The sequence below is a fragment of the Streptomyces sp. NBC_00370 genome (assembly GCF_036084755.1).
In the GTDB taxonomy this organism is placed as follows: Bacteria; Actinomycetota; Actinomycetes; order Streptomycetales; family Streptomycetaceae; genus Streptomyces.
On sequence record NZ_CP107968.1, the window covers coordinates 8,126,679 to 8,147,233 of the forward strand.

Genomic DNA, 20,555 nt, shown 5'->3' on the forward strand with positions numbered 1-20,555 from the left:
CGGATCCTCTCGGACGGCGCAGGCCGTCGTCTGGTGCGAAGGTGGAAGGGCACGGTCAGCCTGGTGCGGCCGACACGATTCGGTCCGTGTGTCCGACGGTAAGCGGCCATGCCGGTACCGCAACCCCGTTCGCCGGGGGAGCCCGGCGCCGGTGGGGCGTGGAGCCGCCGAAGACGCGCCAGAGCCGGCCAAGACCCCGACAGCTCAGCTGGTCGCGGCACCGACCCGTCGCGACCGCGGAACGGACGCACATGAGCAGCGGATTCATGGGTCCGGAGGGCCCCGGCGGCCCGGACTCGTTCGGCGATTTCCTGGCCCGCTTCCTCGGCGGTTCGTCAGGCCAGGGCGGTGGGCCGCACTCGATACCGGAGCGCGCCGACATCGCCCGGCTGATGAGCGAGCCGGCCCGCGAGCTGGTGGCCACGGCCGCGACGTACGCGGCGCGGCACGGCAGTACGGAGCTGGGTACGGAGCACCTGCTGCGCGCCGCACTGGCGACCGAGCCGACGCGGGCGCTGCTCCAGCAGGCGGGGGCGGATCCCGACGCGCTGGCAGCAGACATCGACCGCACGGCGGGTTCGGGGCCGCAGCAGTCGACCGTCGCCGCCACCCCCGCCGTCAAGCGCGCGCTTCTCGGCGCCCACGAGCTGGCGCGCGCCACCGGCGCCTCCTACATCGGTCCTGAACACGTCCTGGGAGCGCTGGCCGCCAACCCCGACTCGGCAGCCGGCCGCATCCTCAACGTGCTGCGCCTCGGCGGACAGGCCACGACGGAGAGCGGGGGCGCGCACGGCATCGGAGCCCAGCCGTGGCCCGGTGCGCCCGCCGGCCAGGAACAGCCGTCCGGGCACGGCCAGGACACCCCGACCCTCGACAAGTACAGCCGCGACCTCACCGACCTCGCGCGCAACGGCCGCATCGACCCGGTCATCGGGCGTGAGGAGCAGATCGAGCAGACGATCGAGGTGCTGTCCCGCAGGGGCAAGAACAACCCGGTGCTCATCGGGGACGCCGGGGTCGGCAAGACGGCGATCGTGGAGGGCCTGGCCCAGCGCATCACCGACGGGGACGTCCCCGACACGCTCCTCGGCAGGCGGGTCATCTCGCTCGACCTGTCCGGCGTCGTCGCCGGCACCCGCTACCGGGGTGACTTCGAGGAGCGGCTGAACGCCATCATCGAGGAGATACGCGGGCACTCCGACGCCCTGATCGTCTTCATCGACGAGTTGCACACCGTCGTCGGCGCGGGCGGCGGCGGCTCCGAGGGCGGGTCGATGGAGGCGAGCAACATGCTCAAGCCCGCCCTGGCCCGCGGTGAGCTGCATGTCATCGGCGCCACGACACTGGGGGAGTACCGCAGGTACATCGAGAAGGACGCCGCGCTCGCCCGCCGTTTCCAGCCCATCCTCGTCCCCGAACCGACCGTCGCCGACACGGTGGAGATCCTGCGGGGGCTGCAGGACCGCTACGAGGCGCACCACCAGGTGCGCTACACCGGCGACGCGCTGGTCGCCGCCGTCGAGCTGTCCGACCGCTACATCACCGACCGGTTCCTGCCCGACAAGGCGATCGACCTGATCGACCAGGCCGGCGCCCGGGTACGGCTGCGTTCGCGCACCAAGGGCCCCGACGTACGCGATCTGGAACGCGAGGCCGAACAGCTCGTCAGGGACAAGGACCAGGCCGTCGCCTCCGAGCAGTACGAGCGCGCCACCGAACTCCGCGACCGCGTCAACGACATCGTCGAGCAGATCGCGACGCGCGACGGCGAGAGCACGGAGCAGTCCGGCGACGGCCGGATCGTCGAGGTCACGGCCGAGGACATCGCCGAGGTCGTCTCGCGGCAGACCGGGATCCCGGTGAGCAGCCTGACCGAGGAGGAGAAGACCCGCCTCCTCGGCCTGGCCGACCGGTTGCACGCGCGCGTCGTCGGACAGGACGACGCGGTGACCGCCGTGTCCGAGGCGGTCCTGCGCTCCCGTACCGGGCTCGCCGACCCCAACCGCCCGATCGGCAGCTTCCTGTTCCTCGGCCCGACCGGGGTCGGCAAGACCGAACTGGCGCGGGCGCTCGCCGAGGCGCTGTTCGGCAGCGAGGACCGCATGGTGCGGCTCGACATGAGCGAGTACCAGGAACGGCACACCGTCAGCAGGCTGGTCGGCTCGCCGCCCGGATACGTCGGACACGAGGACGCGGGCCAGCTGACCGAGGCGGTCCGGCGCCATCCGTACTCGCTGCTGCTGCTCGACGAGGTCGAGAAGGCCCACCCGGACGTCTTCAACCTGCTGCTCCAGGTGCTGGACGAAGGGCATCTGACGGACGCCCAGGGGCGCCGCGTCGACTTCAAGAACACCGTCGTCGTCATGACCAGCAACCTGGGATCCGAAGCGCTCAGCGGCGGCCGTGGCGCGCTCGGCTTCGGGCCGCCCGACGAAGGCGCCACGGACACCGCGGCGCGCGAGCGCGCGATGAGCACCCTGCGCGAGCACTTCCGCCCCGAGTTCCTGAACCGGCTCGACGATGTGATCGTCTTCCACCGGCTCACCGACGAACAGCTCCGGGAGGTCACCGGACTGCTCCTCGACGCGACCCGCGACAGGCTGCGCGCCCAGCACATCGACATCGAGTTCTCCGAGCCGGCCCTCGACTGGCTGAGCCGCCGTGGCCGTCAGCCCGAGTACGGGGCCAGGCCGCTGCGCCGTACGATCCAGCGCGAGATCGACAACGAGCTGTCCCGGCTCCTCCTCGACGGCGCACTGGCGTCGGGCGACCGGGTGCGGGTGGAGGTGGAGGACGACAAGCCCGCGTTCCGTGTCCTGCCGAGAACTGAATGACCGCAGGGGTTCGGGGCACTCGACCGGCATGAACTCGACGCATTGGGACCTTGCTTCATCTCCCGGCCTGACCGGCGTCATCCTGCCCGTGGTGGGTCTTGTCGTGGTGGTCGTCCTCATCGCGGCCGTCGTCTGGGGACGGCGTTCGAAGGCGGCCGAAGCCCGGCCGCCGCGCCCCGAGGAACAGCCGCGACTGCCGGAGAGCGGCCCGGTCGGCGAGGTCATGGAGGAGCGCGAGCCGAACGAGGTGCCCCGCCAGGAGCACGACAGGCTGACCCCGACCCAGCTGGGCGGCACCAGCCCCGTGCGTCCCGGCGATCGCAAGGACTCCGACGACCCCGGCCACTGACCCCGCTCGGCCCGGCATCCGGGGGGCGTGCGCCCGCGACGCCTCCTTACCGAACGATCGAGACGATCTCCAGCACGGCGGCGACGAGGGCCATGTCCCCGCGCGCCGTCGTGCGGCCACGTGCCTCGTCCGGTGTGATGCCACGGGTGGCGAGCCGCCACAGACAGTCCGCCTCGATCTCCACCTCGGCCGCCGCCGGGGCGCCGCTCTCCGCCAGTGCCCATCGCCGCGGCCCGCGAACGGCCGTCCACCGACCGCCCGCCGGGCCCGGCACACCGACACGGACGACGGCTCCCGCGGCGGCCGGGGCATGGCGGAGGGTCAGCGGCAGCGCCCGCAGGAAGGTGTCCAGGACGGGGCGGAGCAGGGCAGGCTCAGCGGCGCCCGGACGCCCGACCGCGTCACGGATCTGCTGCTGGTGCACCCAGAACTCGGTGTACTCCCGCGCGATGTCCAGCCACGCGGGCGACCGCCCCTCCGGTACCGCCCACGAGACACCCGTCCCGGCCGGCGCGGACAGGTCGCGAACCGCCCAGAAGTCATCCAGCTGAGCGCCCAGGTCCGCCAGCAGACCGGCCACCAGCCGTGGGCTGAACTGCCGCGCGGTGCGTACGAATTCCTCGTTCGTACGGTTCACGAACTCCGCCACTGTCTCGCCGGTGCCGAAGACACCCCCGGGGTGTCCGTCACGCCCGGCCGACAGCCGTCTGATCTGGTCGTGCAGCACGTGCGCCGCCACATCCCGCACCGACCAGCCCGGACAGCCGGTCCCCCGGGACCAGTCGGCGGAATCCAGCCCGGACAGCAGCTCGACCAGCGCCCCGCGCTCGACGGGGAAGAGCGGCCGTACGTCCAGCGGCGGTCCCAGCCAGTCCCACTCCGTTTCCATCGCCGGAGTGGACCACGCGCGAACCGTCGGTCTCCACAGGTTTTGGCGCCCTGTCCACGCGTGGTGTTCGAACGCTTAGAGTGGAGCCATGTCTGGTGAACTGGTGCCCGGTCGTGGCGAACTGCGCGCTTCCCATGAGGATCGGGACCGGATCGTGGAGCGGCTGCGGGTAGCGGCGGGGGACGGCCGGCTGACCGCGGAAGAGCTGGACCAGCGGCTCGACGTCGCCCTGACCGCCCGTACGCTCGGCGAGCTCGACACGCTGGTCGTGGACCTGCCGGTGACCGGACCCGGATCGTGGGCCGGCGCGGCCGCGGCGCCGAAGGACCTCTCGCGGATCGAGGTCAACAGCAGCAGCACGAAGCGGGTCGGCGTCTGGACCGTCCCGCGGCGTATGGAGATCCAGGTCAAGAGCGGCTCCGTCGTGCTGGACCTCACCACAGCCGTCATCACGCTGCCCACACTGGAGATCGACGCCACGGTCCAGAGCGGCTCGATGACGCTGGTGGTGCCGCCGGACGTGTTCGTGGACGTCGACGAGGTGGCGGTGAAGAGCGGGCATGTGAGCAACAAGGCATCGCTCGACACCTCTCTGCCGGTACGGCTGCATGTGCGGGTGACCGGAAAGGTGGGCAGCGGCACGCTGACGGTACGACCGCCCAGGCCGCCGCGCCGTGGTTTCTGGCAGTGGCTGCTGCGCCGGCCCCGGCCGAGGCCGGCGCTGGACACGAAGTACTGAGGCGCGCGCCGCTTCGTCACCCGCAGGCGGGACGCTTCCGCGTTCTCACGCCGCGGGCAGGATGTCCGCCGCCCGCACGGGCGGCGCTTTGGTGACGTGCTTGAGCTCCATCCGCGCCTCGCTGACACCGCCGTCGAGCGTGGCCCAGTACGGGTGTGTCGTCACGGTCAGACACAGCTCGACCAGCCGCTCCCGTACCCGCCGGACCTCGGCCTTCTGCTGTTCGCTGTAGCCGGGGCTGTCGGGGAAGACGGCCCGGTAGTGGTCGCTGTAGAGCATCTTGTCGCCGGTCCAGCCCGGCGCGGGGTCCACGCTCCAGGGCAACTCGTCGCAGAGCGCGCCGTAGGCCGCCACGGTCCGGTGCAGTTCCAGCTGGGCGTCCACAAGGTCTTGAGGGAAGTCGTTCGTCGTCACCTGCTTATAGTACGTCTGTTCGAATTTGGTTGGCGAGCCGCCACGCGCGCCGATCCGGGATTCGGAAGAAGTCCGCGGCGCGCCGAGGAACACGCGCGGGGGGCGCCGCGTTACACAGAACGTGGCTGCGGAGGGGGCAGTGTCCACGGGCCTCACCTATAGCCCCTGGGGAAGATCGTTCGGCTGAAGCCCCAGGGAGCCTTCCCGCCGCGAGGCGACACCCCTCCGTGACCACACCCCCCGTACCGCCCCGGCTGGTCTCCCCCGTCCAGTCGGGGCTCTTTAGCGCCCGGTCGGGGCGACGGCTCCGACTGATCTGTCGACATCAAGTATCTTGACATCAACTTATTCCGCCGGGCAGACTCCCCGAAGTCTCTTGACATCAAGAGACGTCACTGAGGGGGCCTGTGATGCGTGGCACGGCGGGGAGCCGATCGGTTCGGGGGCGCGGCGAGGGCGGTCTGCCGGCGCAGTTGCGCCGTCCGCCCGGCGGCCGTGACGCGCGGATCATGCTGCTGGCCCTGCTGCTGGACCGGGCGGGCACCGGTGTGTGGTCCGCGGCTTCGGTGCTCTACTTCACCTTCGTGGTGGGCCTGGACGCCACCCACATCGGCCTGCTGCTCGGTGTCGCCGGAGCCGCCGGGATCGCCGGGTCACCGATCGGCGGCCGGCTGGCGGGGCGCCGCCGGCTGCGTACCCTGCTGATCGGATCCCATCTGCTGCGGATGGTCGCGGTCGGGCTGCTGCTGGTCTGCGACAGCTTCGCCACGCTGCTGCCCGTCGTCGCCGTCCTCTGTATCGCCGACCGGGCCGCCAAGACATGGGAAATGCTCTTCGCCACCAGGGCGGCGGGGGAGCGGCGCGCGACGTACCGGGCGCTCTCGCGCGTCACGATGAACCTCGGGTACGGGATCGGTGCGGGTATCGCCGCCCTCGGTGTCGCGATCGGCACCCACGGCGCCTACAGCGCGCTGGTGGTGGGCAACGCGGTCTCGTTCCTCCTCGCCGCGCTGCTCGTCGGGCGCACCCGGGAGGTGCGCGGCGGCCCGGCGGAGGGGGCGCGCCCCGGCCCCGCGAAGGCCGGCCGGGAATCCGGCCCAACTCCCTGGCGGGACCGGGGATATCTGCGTTTCGTCCTGCTCGACACACCGCTCAACCTGGACGACACGATTCTCAACGTCGGTCTGCCGCTCTGGCTGGTGAATCACACCACGGCGCCGCACGCGGTCGTCCCGGCGTTCCTCATCATCAACACCGTGCTGGTCGTCGTCTTCCAGATGCCGGTGTCGTCGAGGATCGACAGCCCGCGCCGCGCCGCCTGGGCGGTGGCGGTGTACGGGCCGACGACGCTCGCGTGCTGTGTCCTCATCGCCCTGTCGCCGGCCGGTGGCCCGGTCACCTCCTCAATTCTGCTGCTCGGTGCGGCCGTTCTGGTGACCGGCGCCGAGCTGATGCGGTCGGTGAGCTCCTGGGAACTGGCGGTCTGCCTCGCGCCGGCCACCGCGCAGCCCGCCTATCTGGGCGTCGCGGGGATGTCCACGTCCGTGGCGAGGTCGGCCGGGCCCGTACTGCTGACCGACGCCGTGATGGTGGCAGGACCGCTGGGCTGGCTCGGCCTCGGGGTGGCGCTGACGGTCCTGTCGGCCGTCCAACGCCGTTCCTCCCTGGGCCGGTTGGACGCGATGGCAGCGCCCGCCGAGCCGGTCGCGTCACCGTCGCCCGAGCTGACCCGGGGCCGGCCGTCGGTGTGAACCAGGGGAGAGACCGAACTCGCACACGGCCCCGAGGCGCAGTCCTGCGGCTGGAGACCCGCCGCCCCACCCCCTGCGGCCTGGGCGCCGTGCTGCGATCATGGTGCCCAGCCGATCGCGAAGGGCCGGCCGGGGTTCCCGGCCGGGCCTGAGAAGGGACACCCCATGACCGAGGCGCGGACCGTGACCCTCCCCTCCGGTGTGGAGGTGCCCGCCCTCGGACAGGGCACCTGGCGCATGGGGGACGACCCCGCACGGCGCGCCGAGGAGATCGCGGCGTTGCGGCGCGGCATCGATCTCGGGATGACCCTGATCGACACGGCGGAGATGTACGGATCGGGTGCGTCCGAGGAACTGGTCGGCGAGGCGATCCACGGCCGGCGGGACGACGTGTTCCTCGTCAGCAAGGTCCTGCCGTCCCACGCCGACAGCGCGGGCACGGCCGAAGCCTGCCGCGCCAGCCTGCGCCGGCTCGGCACCGACCGGATCGATCTCTATCTGCTGCACTGGCGGGGCGGTGTGCCGCTCCACGAGACGGTCGACGCCCTGGAAGCGCTCGTGGCGGACGGCAGCATCGGCTCGTGGGGCGTGAGCAATTTCGACGTGTCCGACCTTGCCGACCTGCCCGAAGGCGCCCGCCCGCAGACCGATCAGGTGCTCTACAACCTCACCCGGCGCGGCCCCGAGTACGACCTGCTTCCCCGCTGCCGGGAGCTGGCCGTCCCGGTCATGGCCTACTCACCCGTCGAGCAGGGCCGACTGCTGGGGCACCAGGCGCTGGCGGCTGTCGCCGACGCGCACGCCGTGACTCCCGCCCAGGTGGCGCTCGCCTGGGTGCTGCGCGTGGACGACGTCATCGCCATCCCCAAGGCCTCCACCACGGCGCACGTGGAGGAGAACCGCGCGGCGCTGGACCTCCGCCTCACCGACGACGACCTCGGCGCGCTCGACGCCGCGTTCCCGCCGCCGCGCCGGAAGCAACCGCTCGACATCCTGTGACGTCACCCGGACGGGCGATGCGGCAGGCGTCGGGCCGCCCGGCCGGCCGTCATCCGGTCTGGAACTCCCAGCCGTGCGCCGCCATGCCTTCCTTCTGCCACTCGACCAGCAGCTCCGCGCCTTCCGCCACCCGGGACATGTCCTTGCCGCCGCCCGTGGCGAACCAGTGGAGCAGTGCGGCGGCGGCCGGTTTGTCGGTGTCGCACAGCGAGCAGAGTTCCAGGTGAATCGGCCGTCCCGCCGCGTCTTCCTGCGGCATGACGATGCTGCTGATCAGTCCGCCGCCGCAGCGAGAACACGGGGGCAGACTGTCGGAAAGCTCGACTCGAGTCACCAGTGGCTCCTACCAGTTGGGACCGCCATCCAAGGGCCGCGCCGCCGCCCGGGTCAACCCGTCGGACCGAAGAAGACCAGGACGGTGGGTTCCGAACGGATGCGCGGATGCGGGGCGGTCCGGTGTCCGGAAGGCTGGAAGGGGCATACGACGCCGTGTCGTCGTGCCGACGGCACGGACTCTCCGGGAGCAGATCATGGTCGAGGTCAGGCGTTCATTCACGGTGCAACTCCCGGTGGACGCGGTGGTGGAGTACCTGACGGACTTCTCCCGGGCCGTGGAGTGGGACCCGGGCACCCAGGAGTGCGTACGGACCGACGCGTCCGGCGGGCCCGTGACCACGGGGTCGACCTGGCACAACGTCTCCGAGTTCCGCGGCAGGCGCACCGAGCTGACCTACCGGCTGGCCCGCAAGGAAGCGGACCGGCTGGTGTTCTCCGGGTCGAACAAGACCGCCGAGTCGACCGACGACCTGTCCTTCGAGGCGGACGGCGACGGCACGCGCATCACCTATCTCGCCACCATCCGCTTCAAGGGTCTCGCCCGGCTGGCTGACCCCTTCCTGCGGCGTGAGTTCGAGCGTCTCGGTGACGAGATCACGCACAGCATGCCGAAAGCGATCCTCAGCCATCAGGGCTGACCGCCTGGGCTCACCGCGAACCGCCTCTCAGGTGCGCGGACGGCGGGGTGGCGGCAGGCTGGGACGTGGGGGTTCCCGCCCGTGTCGGTGGAACCCGTGTCTCTGGAAAGGGCCGCACCATGCTGTGGACTGATCGTAAGGATCTCGGACCGCTCGCCCTGCGGCTCGGGACCGGTGGCGTGCTGGCCGCGCACGGCGCCCAGAAGCTGTTCGGCTGGTTCGGCGGGGGTGGCATCGAAGGCACCGCCAAGAGCTTCGAGAGCCTGGGCTTCACACCGGGGCGGCAGAGCGCGCTCGCCGCCGGACTCGGGGAGCTGGGTGGCGGCACGCTGCTCGCGCTGGGATTCGGCACCCCCGCGGCCGGCGCCGCGGCAGCGGGGGCCATGGCGGGTGCGGTGTCCGTGCACGCTCCTGCGGGCTTCTTCGCCCACGCCGGCGGCTACGAGTACCCGGCCTTCCTCGGCTTCGTCGCGGCCGGTCTGGGGCTCGCGGGGCCGGGCAGGTACTCGCTCGACCACTACACCAGCCACACGCTGAACCGCCCGCTCGTCCTGGCCCTGGCGTTCACGGCCAGCGCGGCAGCCGCCACGGTCGTCGTCGCCCGCCGTACGGCGCAGTCGGCGCCGGAGGCCGCGCCCGACGAGGAGATGCACATCAGCACCTGACCCGCCGCGAGGGATGTCGGTTCAGCTGAGCAGCGCGAGCTGTTCGAGTCGCTTCTGGCTCTCGCTGCCCGGCTCGGCGGTGAAGACGGTCAGGAACTGCGACCGGTCGGGGTCCAGCAGGTTCTCGCCGTGCAGTTCGATGAGTCCGGCCCGCGGATGTTCGATGTGCTTGGCGGCGTCGCAGTACGTGCCCGCCACCGGATGCTCGTCCCAGAGCGCGGCGAACTCCCCGCTCACGGTCCGCAAGGTGTCGACCAGCGCGACGGTGGCGGGGTCGCCGTCATGGCGGGTGCCGGCCGTGCGCAGTTGCCCCGCGATGGTCCTGCTGTGCCGGGAACGGTCGCGTTCGGGGACGATCCGCCGCTCGGCAGGGTCGGTGAACCAGCGGTACGCGAGGGAGCGCCGCATGCCGGTGTGGCGGGTCTGGTCGCCGATGAGCAGAGCCGAGAGGCGGTTCTGCGCGAGGATCTCGCCGAGATGGTTGGTGACGTGGGCGGGACTGTCCGACATCCGGTCGAGGACCCGCAGCATGCCGGGGTTGACCCGGTCGGACCGCGTGAGCGGGCCGGGAGCGGAACGGCCCGCGATCCGGAAGAGGTGGTCGCGTTCGTCCGGGCCCAGTCGCAGGGCACGCGCCAGCGAGGCGAGGATCTGCACGGAGGGCAGTGGGCCCCGCTGCTGCTCGATACGGCTGTAGTAGTCCGTCGACATGTCGGCGAGCGCGGCCACCTCTTCGCGCCGCAGCCCGCTGGTGCGTCGCCGGCGCGTATGGATCAGGCCCACGTCGTCCGGGCGCAATGCCTGGCGGCGATGGCGGAGGAAGTCGGCCAGCTCGGCTCGGTCCATGTGCCGGGGTCCTTTCCGCGGGTGCCGACCGTACGCTACTCGTCGGCGACAACAACGCGCAGGTCAACGCCATTCCGCGGGGTCGGCACCGGTGCGGTTGTGGCCCGGATCACAGGACGGGGTGTCCCTGGCTACGGCCTTTCGGCGGTGTTCTGCTGGGCCGTGTGAACGTTGACAGCAAGCTCACCCACCCCGCCCCTGCCCACTGGATCGACGGTCTGCCGGTCCCCGCCACCGGCCCCGTCCTGGACGTCGTCAACCCGGCGACCGGCGCCGTCGTCGCCACCGTCCCCGACGGTACGGCCGAGACCGTCGACCGGGCCGTGGAGGCCGCCGCCGCGGCCTTCCCCGCCTGGGCGGCGACCGCCCCCGCCGAGCGGATCGACATCGTGCGGCGTATCGCGGAGGGCCTTCAGGCCAGGGGCAACGAGATCGCGGCGACGATCAGCGAGGAGATGGGAGCCCCGATCTCCTTCGCGCGGATGGCGCAGGCCGGACTGCCCGTGCTGGCGGCGCAGGCCAGTGTGACGGCCGCCGCCGCGTTCCCGTGGTCGGAGGAGATCGCGAACGCGCTGGTCGTACGGGAGCCGATCGGCGTGGTCGGGGCGATCACCCCGTGGAACTTCCCCCTCCAGCAGCTGGTCACCAAGGTGGTGCCCGCCCTGCTGGCCGGGAACACGGTGGTACTCAAACCGTCCGAGGCCGCCCCGTTGACCGCGCGCATCTTCGCCGAGATCGCCGCGGCGGCGGGTCTGCCGGCCGGTGTGTTCAACGTGGTGCACGGCACAGGACCGGTGGTGGGGGAGGCCATCGCCGCCCACAGCGGCATCGACATGGTCTCCTTCACCGGCTCGACAGCGGCCGGCAAGCGGGTCTCCGCCGTCGCCTCGGCCACCGTCAAACGCGTGGCCCTGGAACTGGGAGGCAAGGCCGCCCACATCATCCTGCCCGGCGCCGACCTTGACGCCGCCGTCGCCCGGGGCCTCGCCCTCGCCTGGGGCAACGCAGGCCAGACATGCGGTGCTTGGAGCCGCATGCTCGTACCGGCGGACCTGCACGACCAGGTCGTCGACCTGTTGCGCGAAGCCGCACGCGGCTATCCCGTCGGGGATCCGGGTGACGAGACGATCCAGATCGGCCCGCTGGCCTCCGAGGCGCAGCGCCGACGTGTGGCCGGCTATATCGAGCGGGGCATCGCCGACGGTGCGACGGTCGTGGCCGGCGGCGCCGGGCGCCCCGAGGGCTTCCCGACCGGGGCGTACGTCCGGCCCACCGTGTTCGCGAACGTCGCGCCGGACGCCGTCGTCGCCCAGGAGGAGATCTTCGGCCCGGTCCTCGTGGTGATCCCCTACACGGACGACGACCACGCGGTCGAGATCGCGAACAGGACCGTCTACGGACTCAACGGGGCGGTCTCAGGCCCGGAGGAGCACGCGCTGGCCGTCGCCCGGCGGCTGCGCGCGGGCCAAGTGGACATCAACGGCGCGGAGATGAACTTCCTCGCCCCGTTCGGCGGCTACAAGCAGTCCGGCAACGGCCGGGAGATGGGGCGGTACGGCATGGAGGAGTTCCTGGAGGTCAAGGCCGTCATGCGCTGAGCCCGCCGCCGGGTGCGGCGGGGCGCCGTCCGCGAATCGCCGCACCCTCACAACGCCTGTAGCGTGGTGGGTACGAGCATCCGGCCCTGTTCCGTACGGAAGGAGGCGGCGATGAGCGATCTCACGCGCGGTGCCGTCACCCCCGCTGCACGTGCCGTTGACCCCACTGCTCCAGGTGTGCGGGACGAGCGGAAGGTCCCGCCCGGTGAGACACCACCGGGCGAGAGCAGCACCGGCTCGGAGACGGGACCCCCCATCGACCTGACCCGGGGGTGGGGCACGTGGCCGCTCGTCGTCATCGGCGTCATCGGAGCGGTGTTCGCCGCGTTCTTCCTGATGTACGCCATCCTGCTGGTCGTCTGACGGCCGCCGACACGGCCTAGCGCGTCGAGTCGAGCATCTCCCGCTGTTCCGGGGAGAGTTCGAGGTCGACCGCGGCCAGGCTCTCGTCCAGCTGCGCGACCGAGGAAGCCCCGACCAGCGGGATGACCGGAATCTCCCCGCCCATCAGCCACGCCAGCACCACCTGGTTGACGGTCGCGTCCGCCTCCTTCGCCACCTCGCGCAGTGCCGCGAGCCGTGCGGGGACGCTGCCGTGGTCGTGCCCCGCGTGCAGCGGCTTGTCCTCGCGCACATACGCGCCGCCCAGCAGCGGGGAGTACGCCACCAGCGTCAGCTCGTCGCGTTCGGCGCGCAGCAGACTGAGCAAGTTCCCCTCCACCGCGCCCGGTTCGCCGTCCTGCGACAGCGCGCTCGGCAGATCCGTGCGGTGCCGCAGATAGCTGTGCTGGTACTGCAGAAGTTCGTAGCCCGGCAGCCCCGCCGCCTTCGCGATGTTCCTGGCCCGGTCCACCTTCCACGCCCAGTGGTTGGAGACGCCGAGAAGACCGACCGTCCCCTCGTTGACCAGGGCGCCGAACTCACCCACCGTCTCGGCCAGTTCGGTCTTCGGGTCCTCGATGTGCGCGTACAGCACATCAAGCCTGTCGACCCCGAGCCGCTTCGTGCTCGCCGCCACCGCCGCCCGGATCGCCCCGGCGGACAGGCCCTCGGCGTTGTCGACGTGACCGGTGCCATCGGCGAGCGGACCCGCTCCCAGCTTCGTCGCGATCACGACCTCCCCTGACACCCCACGGCTGCGCCGCCAGTTGCCGAGCACGGTCTCGCTCTCGCCGCCCCGGCTGCCCTTGAACCAGTACGCGTAGCAGTTGGACGTGTCGACGAACGTGCCGCCTGCCTCGACGTACCGGTCGAGGACGGCGAACGCCGTCTTCTCGTCGGTGGCGGTGCCGAACAGCATCGCGCCCAGGCTCAGCACACTGACCTCGCGGCGGGTCGCCGGATTGCTGCCGATCGTGCGGTACCTCATGCGTGTGACCCCTCCCGTACCCGGCGTCGTTCGCGCCGGGCGACGAACAGAAGCCTCGGTGTTGAAGTGCGCACGAAGTCAAGCGCCCGACCGGTGCGCCCGCGATGTCTCCGCCCGGATGCCGAGTCTCCGCCCGGATGCCGAAACGCGCCGGAGGGGTCACGCTGGAGACCGCGGGCAGGGAGGAGTCGCGATGGCCGAGGCGCCCGACCGCTTCGTACACGTCCGAGGGGCCGCGGAGCACAACCTGAAGAACGTCGACGTGGACGTCCCCAGGGACGCGATGGTCGCCTTCACCGGCGTCTCCGGTTCCGGCAAGTCGTCCCTCGCCTTCGGCACGCTCTACGCCGAGGCCCAGCGCCGGTACTTCGAATCCGTCGCCCCCTACGCCCGTCGGCTGCTCCAGCAGGTCGGCGCACCGCACGTACAGGAGATCACCGGGCTGCCACCGGCCGTGGCGTTGCAGCAGCGGCGCGGGGCGCCCAGCTCACGCTCGACGGTCGGCACCCTCACCACGCTCTCCAACCTGCTGCGCATGCTGTACTCGCGCGCCGGAACGTACCCGCCCGGGGCCGAGCGGCTGGAGGCGGAGTCGTTCTCGCCCAACACCGTGGCCGGCGCCTGCCCGCGCTGCCACGGACTCGGTGTCGTCCACGACGTCGCCGAGGACCTGCTCGTCCCTGACCCGTCGCTGTCCATCCGGGACGGTGCGATCGCCGCCTGGCCCGGCGCCTGGCAGGGGGCCAATCTGCGCAGCGTGGTGAGCGGTCTCGGCATCGACATCGACAGGCCGTGGCGCAGGCTCAGGAAGAAGGACCGGGACTGGCTGCTGTACACCGACGAACAGCCGTCGGTGTACATCGAGCCGGAGCCGGAGCGCATCGACTACGGCTACCACGGAACGTTCTGGAGCGCCCGCAAACACGTCATGCACGTGCTCGCCGACTCCAAGAGCGAACGGATGCGCGAGCGGGCGCTGCGGTTCGTCCGGAGCGTGCCCTGCCCCGTGTGCCACGGCAGCGGTCTGCGGCCGGAGGCGCTCGCCGTGACCTTCGCGGGTCTCTCCATCGCCGAGATCAACGCGAAACCGCTCACGGAGGCCGTGGCGCTGCTGAGGCCGGTGGCCGAGCTGTCGGAGGCCGCGCCCACCACGTCGACCGCCAGGTCGGGGGAGGCGACCGAGGTCGCCGTACGGATCTGCGCCGACCTGGTCGCGCGGGTCGACGTGCTGCTCGGCCTCGGCCTGGGCTATCTCAGCCTGGCGCGCAGCTCGACGACACTGTCGCCCGGCGAGGCACAGCGGCTGCGGATCGCGACCCAGCTGCGCTCGGGGCTCTTCGGGGTCGTCTACGTCCTCGACGAGCCCTCCGCCGGGCTGCACCCGGCCGACGCGGAGCCGCTGATGGACGTGCTGGACCGGCTCAAGGCGTCGGGGAACTCGCTGTTCGTCGTGGAGCACGACATGGATGTCGTACGGCGGGCGGACTGGGTGGTCGACATCGGGCCGGGAGCGGGGGAGAGTGGCGGGCGCGTGCTGTACTCAGGGCCGGTACCCGGTCTTGAGGAGGTCGCGGAGTCGGCCACGGGCGACTACCTGTTCGGACGGGCCCGGCGGCTCGACCACCGTCCCCGGACGGCGCAGGGGTGGCTGAGCCTGCACGGCGTCTCCCGGCACAACCTGCGTGACGTGTCCGTCGACATCCCGCTGTGCGTACTGACAGCGGTGACCGGTGTGTCCGGCTCCGGGAAGTCGACGCTGGTCACGCAGGTGCTCGGCGAAGTCGTCCGCCGGCACCTCGGACAGGCGTCGGAAGATACGGACGATGGCGCCGACCCCGGCCACACCGACGACACGGACCGTGAGGCAGGCGTCCGGGACGCCACGGGGCTCGACTCGTTCGACCGGCTCGTCCGGGTCGACCAGCGCCCCATCGGCCGCACCCCGCGCTCCAACCTGGCCACGTACACAGGGATGTTCGACGCGGTACGCAAGCTGTACGCGGCGACGGACGAGTCGAAGGCGCGCGGTTACACGGCCGGACGGTTCTCCTTCAACGTCCCCGAAGGCCGCTGCGAGACCTGCCAGGGCGAAGGGTTCGTCACCGTCGAACTGCTCTTCCTGCCGGGGACCTACGCGCCCTGCCCCACCTGCCACGGCGCGCGGTACAACGCCGAGACACTCGACATCACCTACCGCGGACGGAACATCGCGGACGTACTGGCGATGCCCGTCGACGAGGCGGCCACGTTCCTCGCCGAACTCCCGGCAGCCGCACGGAGCCTGGAGACGCTGCGCGAAGTGGGCCTGGGATACCTGCGGTTGGGTCAGCCGGCCACGGAACTCAGCGGCGGCGAGGCCCAGCGCATCAAACTCGCCACCGAACTGCAGCGCGCCCGCCGCGGCCACGCGCTCTACCTGCTGGACGAGCCGACAGCGGGCCTGCACCCGGCCGACATCACCCTCCTGCTGCGCCAGTTGCACCGGCTGGTCGACGCGGGCAACACCGTCGTCCTGGTCGAACACGACCTGGACGCGATCGCCACGGCCGACCACGTCATCGACCTGGGCCCGGGCGGCGGCGACGCGGGCGGCCGAGTCGTCGCCACCGGTACCCCCGCCGAGGTCGCCCGGGCGAAGGACAGCCTCACGGCCCCGTACCTGGCCCGCAGGCTCGCCGACGGCTGACGGGCGGATACGCTCACGGGATGGCGGATACGGCGTCGGGTCCTTCGAGCCGGGAGCGCGGTTGGTACCGAGGTGACTGCCACGTCCATTCGGTCCACTCCGACGGCGAACTGACGCCGGATCAGCTGACGGCCGGCGCCCGTTCGGCCGGGCTCGACTTCCTCGCGACCACCGAACACAACACCGCCGAGGCGCACGGCTCTTGGGAACACAGCGATCTGCTGGTGATCCTGGGCGAGGAGGTCACCACCAGGACCGGGCACTGGCTCGCGCTCGGACTTCCCCCGGGGCAGGTGGTCGACTGGCGGTACGGCGTCGGGGACGGCGCGGTCGAGGGGCAGCTGGCGGAGGTCCGGCGGGCCGGTGGGCTGTGCGTGGCGGCTCATCCGCACGCCCCGTACCCCTCGGGCACGTTCATGTACCCGTACGAGGGATTCGACGCCGTCGAGGTGTGGAACGGGCCGTGGGACTCCGACATGCCGTGGCAGGCGGACAACGACGCGGCGCTCGCCGAGTGGGGCTGTGGCCTGGCGGCGGACGTCCGCCGGGGCCGGTGGCGCCCGGCCATGGGCAACAGCGACACACATCTGGCGGGCCAGATCGGTATCCCGCACACCGTCGTACGGGCCGACGAGCTGACCGCCGGCGCGGTCCTCGCCGGCATCCGCGCCGGCCGCAGCTGGATCGCCGCCTCCGCCGCCGTCGAGCTGTCGTTCAGGGCCTTCGCGGGTGGTCACAGCGCCGGTATCGGCGACCGGCTGCGGACCGGGGGCGAGAAGGCCGTGTGCGGCGTGGACGTGCGGGGCGTGCCGTCCGGCACGGTCAGCTTCCACACCGAGACAGGGACCGCGCACCGCGCCGCGCTGCCGGCCGGCGGATCAGGCACCGTCGAGTGGCGGACGAGCGGCGAAGAGGCGGGGTTCGTCCGTGTCGAGGTCCGGACCGCCGACGGCGGCATGGCGGCGCTCAGCAACCCCGTCGTCATGGCCTGAGCGCTCCCCTGACGGCGAGCGTCGCGGGGAGCACGGCCGCGGACGTCGTGCCGTGGCCGTGCTCCCGGAACACGACTACGGCTCGGTGACCACCGGCTCCTGGAGCTCGGTCACCCAGTCGTCCCGGTTCTCCGGGCACTCCAGGTTGATCTCCCGGGGATAGCCCGCCGAGCGGTACCCGTTGGCGTCGATCCAGCGGGCCAGGGTCTGGACCGTCGGCAGGACGGTCTCCATCGAGCCGTGGTGGACGATGGTCGCCGCGTGCTCGACCGGCGGCAGATCCACCACCCGCAGCCCGTCGTCGTCCCCGAGGGGCGCCGCGACCTCGACGCCGGCATGGACCAGGATCCCGCCGTCGGGAGCGTCCTCGTAGTACGCGACACCCGGCCCGGCCGGGGTGATCCCGGCGGCGGGCAGGCGCCTCAGCAACTCCTCGTAGAGCGGTTGAATGACCGGGCCGATGGTGTCGAAGTCCGGTGCCACACCGGTCAGTTCGGCCACCCGTACGGGCGGAAGGCTTTTCAGTACGGCGTCGTTGCCGGGCATGTGCCCCTCACTCTCGATCGACCGGAGCCTCGCCTCGACCTGCCCCAGCCTGGCCGCCGCCGCCGTCATGGACGCGGCCAGCTCCATCCGCCGCAGCCGGAGCATGGCACGCAGTTCCTCGGTGCTCACCTTCTCGTCCAGGATCTCCCGGACCTGGTGCAGGGTGAAGCCGAGATCCTTGAGCGCGATGACGCGGTTGAGCCGTGCCAGCTGCGCGGCGGTGTAGTACCGGTATCCGGTGGCGGGGTCGACATGGGCCGGCCGGAGCAGTCCGGTCGCGTCGTAATGACGCAGCATCCGAACCGAAACGCGGCCGTGCCGGGCGAAGTCTCCGATGGTGAACATGATGTCTCCGAGTTGACCGCCTGACACGGTGTGAGGGTCAAGCCCGCCCCAGATTTGCCTACGCGGCGCCCCCGTACGTCCCGTACGCCGGAAGACCCGTCGACTCGAAGGCGTACACCGCGATGCCGCTCGGTGTCGTCTCGCTGCTCAGCAGCCGCAGCCCGACCGGGGTGCCGCCGTCAGGGAACAGCCGGCGCCCGCTGCCGACGACCACCGGGGCGACGGCGAGCCGCACCTCGTCGACCAGCCCTGCGGCCAGCAGCGACTGGCCGAGCCGGGCGCTGCCGTGGATCTGCAGCTCGCGGCCGGGCTGCCGCTTCAGCTCGGCGACCTGGGCCGTGATGTCACCTGACAGGACTGTGGTCGGGTCCCAGCCGGCCTCGGCCTCGGTCAGCGTCCGGGAGGCGACGTATTTGGGCGAGCCGTTCAGCACGCGGGCGTTCGGATGGTCGGTCATCTGCGGCCAGTCCCGGGCGAAGCTCTCGTACGTACGGCGGCCGAACAGGAACGCGTCCGCCCCGCCGAGCCATACCGTGGTGAGCCGGTCGAAGGCCTCGTCCAGATGCGGCACGAACCAGCCGCCCCGGGTGAACCCGTCGCTGGTGTCCTCGTCGGGGGACCCGGGCCCCTGGGAGACGCCGTCCAGCGACAGGAACTCCTGCAGTACCAGCCTCATCGCGCACCACTCCTCATGTCATGGGGTGTCTCATGCGTTGTCCCACGCGGGCACATGTCCGTCCCCGCTCTTCAGACCCCCCGGTGTACCGGGACTCATCGGTCAATCGCCGAGGACTTCCCGGACGACATGCCGCGCGATGCCCGCCATGACCGGGTTGGTCTCCCGGTAGTGGCGCAGTTCGTCCAGCGCGATCGACAGAGCCCAGCCGCGCCCACGCGCCCACGTGTCGTCGTCCACGTCCAGCGCGCCGCGAAAGACCCCACGCGCTTCGGCCGGCAGCACGTACCACGCCGGAATCAGGTCGACGGCGGGATCGCCCAGGCCCAGACAGCCGAAGTCGATCACGGCGCTGAGCCGGTCCTGGGCGAGCAGCAGATTGCCCGGCTGGAGGTCGCCGTGGATCCAGACCGCCGGGGCGGGGCGCGCCGCGCCGCGCAGGGCGGCGTTCCAGGCCGCCGTCGCCGCGGCACCGTCCACGATGCCCCGCAGCGCCTCGATCGCGGCGCGCGTCCCGGCGTCACGCGCCGGCAGCGGCTCGCTGCGGTACGAGGGTGGCCCGCCCGGCAGTTCGGTCCGCCGCAGCGCGGCCACGAACGCCGCCAGATCCGCGGCCAGCAGGCGGGGTTCGGCGATCCGCGCGACGACCGGGTTGGCGCCTGCCAGCCAGCGGTAGACCGACCAGTGCCAGGGACAGCCCTCGGCGGGCATGCCCTTGCCCAGCGGCGCGGGAATGGCGAAGGGAAGCCGCGAGGCCAGCAGCGGCAGCCAGTGGTGTTCCTTCTCGACGTCGGCGGCCGCCCCCGCGACGAGCGGGAGCCGTACGACCATGTCCTCGCCGAGCCGGTACATGGCATTGGCCGTACCGGCGGAGTCGACCGACGCGAGCGGAAGGCCCGCCCACTGCGGGAACTGGGCGGCGATCAGCCGGCGCACCAGAGCCGTGTCGACGGTCGGTTCATCGGCGTGCATCTTGCCGGGAGACATGAGCATCCTTCTGTGCTGGTGAGCGGTCAGCAGGACCGGTAGACGTACCCGGCACTGCCGGCGGGCCGTACGTCTCGGTCCCGCAATGTGAGTGAGAGCTTCTTCCCCCAGGTCCGGCAGGCGGCGGCGAAGTCCTTCTTCACGTACTCGATGGCGAAGATCCGGCCGCCGTAGGCAGCACCGAACTCGGCGCACTCGTCGTACTGCGCGCACTCCTCGACGACGCCGAAGTCGAAGCCGATACCGGCACGTTGCGGGAGTAGGTCGGCGGTGTTCTTCTGGGCGACGGCCAGCCCCCGCCCGTGTGCGCGAGTGGTCAGCAGCCGGGCGAACGCAGCCGCGTCCTGCCGGGTCAGTTCACCGTCCGACCGCTCGTAGGAATCGAGGTTGTCCGGCTCCACCGCGTCGAAGTGCGCCGCGGCGCAGCCGTCGATCCACGGGCCGACGATGTCCATCAGGGCCGCGCGTTTGTCCGGCGTGGAGATGTCGAGCAGCGGCTCGTCCCAGTCCTCGTCGACCACCAGCTCGCCCTCGGCGTCCTTCAGCAGCAGATCGGGGTGGTGCTCGCGCCACCACGTGACGGCCGCACCGGGCTGCGTCTGGAAGGCGTTGACGTAACAGATGCTGTACAGACCCTTCGCGGGCCGCGCCGCACGGTCGCGGGAGACGACCCGGACCGGTGCGGGAGGCGGATACGCGCCGCCGAGCTGGTAGTCGAAGACGGCGTTCGCCGGCGGTGGCCGTACGCCCGTCGGGACACCCGCACCGGGTTCCTCACGCGATTTCGCCGACCCGCATGCCGTGGCAACAGCCAAGGTCAGGACGGTGAGGACGACGGCGGCACGGGACGGGACGGAGAGCACGCAAGCACCTTACGGGCCTGGTCCCCGGCGGCA

At 71.7% G+C, this 20,555-nt stretch carries 20 protein-coding genes; 11 read left to right on the plus strand and 9 right to left on the minus strand.

The features are described from left to right. Window positions 1–251: 251 nt before the first annotated feature. Together OHS57_RS35570 and OHS57_RS35575 are read left to right on the plus strand one after the other, a co-directional pair. Window positions 252–2,834: an ATP-dependent Clp protease ATP-binding subunit gene (locus OHS57_RS35570; RefSeq protein ID WP_328584623.1), complete on the plus strand. Its 2,583-nt coding sequence runs from the start codon at window positions 252–254 to the stop codon at window positions 2,832–2,834. A gap of 28 nt (window positions 2,835–2,862) precedes the next feature. Continuing rightward, window positions 2,863–3,183: a DUF6479 family protein gene (locus OHS57_RS35575; protein ID WP_328584624.1), complete on the plus strand. Its 321-nt coding sequence runs from the start codon at window positions 2,863–2,865 to the stop codon at window positions 3,181–3,183. A gap of 46 nt (window positions 3,184–3,229) precedes the next feature. On the opposite strand, the gene OHS57_RS35580 is transcribed toward OHS57_RS35575, so the two are convergent. After that, window positions 3,230–4,072, minus strand: coding sequence for a maleylpyruvate isomerase family mycothiol-dependent enzyme (locus tag OHS57_RS35580; protein ID WP_328584625.1), 843 nt, complete (start codon window positions 4,070–4,072; stop codon window positions 3,230–3,232). Between the two features lie 88 nt (window positions 4,073–4,160). On the opposite strand from OHS57_RS35580, the gene OHS57_RS35585 reads away from it, so the two are divergent. Then, window positions 4,161–4,811: a DUF1707 SHOCT-like domain-containing protein gene (locus OHS57_RS35585; protein ID WP_328584626.1), complete on the plus strand. Its 651-nt coding sequence runs from the start codon at window positions 4,161–4,163 to the stop codon at window positions 4,809–4,811. A gap of 45 nt (window positions 4,812–4,856) precedes the next feature. Here OHS57_RS35585 and OHS57_RS35590 read toward each other — a convergent pair whose 3' ends face one another. After that, window positions 4,857–5,225: a hypothetical protein gene (locus tag OHS57_RS35590; RefSeq protein ID WP_041994824.1), complete on the minus strand. Its 369-nt coding sequence runs from the start codon at window positions 5,223–5,225 to the stop codon at window positions 4,857–4,859. A gap of 410 nt (window positions 5,226–5,635) precedes the next feature. On the opposite strand from OHS57_RS35590, the gene OHS57_RS35595 reads away from it, so the two are divergent. Beyond that, a complete protein-coding gene (locus OHS57_RS35595) occupies window positions 5,636–6,976 on the plus strand; it encodes an MFS transporter (RefSeq protein ID WP_328584627.1) in 1,341 nt (446 codons plus the stop codon). Window positions 6,977–7,141: 165 nt separating this feature from the next. Further along, entirely contained in the window at window positions 7,142–7,975 is an 834-nt protein-coding gene (locus OHS57_RS35600) for an aldo/keto reductase (protein ID WP_328584628.1), read from the plus strand. Window positions 7,976–8,024: 49 nt separating this feature from the next. Here the strand turns inward: OHS57_RS35600 and OHS57_RS35605 are convergent, their stop codons facing one another. Continuing rightward, the gene (locus OHS57_RS35605) at window positions 8,025–8,309 is read right to left on the minus strand and encodes a DUF6300 family protein (protein WP_328584629.1); all 285 of its coding nucleotides are present in this window, start codon (window positions 8,307–8,309) and stop codon (window positions 8,025–8,027) included. A 196-nt stretch (window positions 8,310–8,505) separates the two neighbouring features. Here OHS57_RS35605 and OHS57_RS35610 point away from each other — a divergent pair, with 196 nt between their 5' ends. After that, window positions 8,506–8,949, plus strand: coding sequence for an SRPBCC family protein (locus OHS57_RS35610; protein ID WP_041997600.1), 444 nt, complete (start codon window positions 8,506–8,508; stop codon window positions 8,947–8,949). A gap of 119 nt (window positions 8,950–9,068) precedes the next feature. Next, entirely contained in the window at window positions 9,069–9,614 is a 546-nt protein-coding gene (locus OHS57_RS35615) for a DoxX family protein (protein ID WP_328584630.1), read from the plus strand. Window positions 9,615–9,635: 21 nt separating this feature from the next. Here the strand turns inward: OHS57_RS35615 and OHS57_RS35620 are convergent, their stop codons facing one another. Next, entirely contained in the window at window positions 9,636–10,460 is an 825-nt protein-coding gene (locus OHS57_RS35620) for a helix-turn-helix transcriptional regulator (protein ID WP_328584631.1), read from the minus strand. A 164-nt stretch (window positions 10,461–10,624) separates the two neighbouring features. Between OHS57_RS35620 and OHS57_RS35625 the strand changes: the two genes are divergently transcribed. Together OHS57_RS35625 and OHS57_RS35630 are read left to right on the plus strand one after the other, a co-directional pair. After that, on the plus strand, window positions 10,625–12,058 hold the full coding sequence (locus OHS57_RS35625) for an aldehyde dehydrogenase family protein (protein WP_328584632.1): 1,434 nt from the start codon (window positions 10,625–10,627) through the stop codon (window positions 12,056–12,058). A gap of 111 nt (window positions 12,059–12,169) precedes the next feature. After that, window positions 12,170–12,421: a DUF6480 family protein gene (locus OHS57_RS35630; protein WP_328584633.1), complete on the plus strand. Its 252-nt coding sequence runs from the start codon at window positions 12,170–12,172 to the stop codon at window positions 12,419–12,421. A gap of 16 nt (window positions 12,422–12,437) precedes the next feature. On the opposite strand, the gene OHS57_RS35635 is transcribed toward OHS57_RS35630, so the two are convergent. Beyond that, on the minus strand, window positions 12,438–13,427 hold the full coding sequence (locus OHS57_RS35635; RefSeq protein ID WP_328584634.1) for an aldo/keto reductase: 990 nt from the start codon (window positions 13,425–13,427) through the stop codon (window positions 12,438–12,440). 193 nt (window positions 13,428–13,620) lie between these two features. Here OHS57_RS35635 and uvrA point away from each other — a divergent pair, with 193 nt between their 5' ends. Both uvrA and OHS57_RS35645 read left to right on the plus strand, forming a co-directional pair. After that, complete coding sequence (gene uvrA, locus OHS57_RS35640) at window positions 13,621–16,113, plus strand: excinuclease ABC subunit UvrA (RefSeq protein ID WP_328584635.1); 2,493 nt, start codon at window positions 13,621–13,623, stop codon at window positions 16,111–16,113. Between the two features lie 20 nt (window positions 16,114–16,133). After that, window positions 16,134–17,105, plus strand: a complete 972-nt coding sequence (locus OHS57_RS35645; RefSeq protein WP_328584636.1) for a CehA/McbA family metallohydrolase — start codon at window positions 16,134–16,136, stop codon at window positions 17,103–17,105. A gap of 75 nt (window positions 17,106–17,180) precedes the next feature. Here the strand turns inward: OHS57_RS35645 and OHS57_RS35650 are convergent, their stop codons facing one another. From OHS57_RS35650 to OHS57_RS35665, 4 genes are all read right to left on the minus strand, one after another. Beyond that, complete coding sequence (locus OHS57_RS35650) at window positions 17,181–17,996, minus strand: MerR family transcriptional regulator (RefSeq protein ID WP_328584637.1); 816 nt, start codon at window positions 17,994–17,996, stop codon at window positions 17,181–17,183. Window positions 17,997–18,054: 58 nt separating this feature from the next. Further along, window positions 18,055–18,672: a dihydrofolate reductase family protein gene (locus tag OHS57_RS35655; protein ID WP_328584638.1), complete on the minus strand. Its 618-nt coding sequence runs from the start codon at window positions 18,670–18,672 to the stop codon at window positions 18,055–18,057. A 102-nt stretch (window positions 18,673–18,774) separates the two neighbouring features. Beyond that, the gene (locus OHS57_RS35660; protein ID WP_328584639.1) at window positions 18,775–19,659 is read right to left on the minus strand and encodes an aminoglycoside phosphotransferase family protein; all 885 of its coding nucleotides are present in this window, start codon (window positions 19,657–19,659) and stop codon (window positions 18,775–18,777) included. 26 nt (window positions 19,660–19,685) lie between these two features. After that, a complete protein-coding gene (locus OHS57_RS35665) occupies window positions 19,686–20,522 on the minus strand; it encodes an endo alpha-1,4 polygalactosaminidase (RefSeq protein ID WP_328584640.1) in 837 nt (278 codons plus the stop codon). Between the last annotated feature and the right edge of the window lie 33 nt (window positions 20,523–20,555).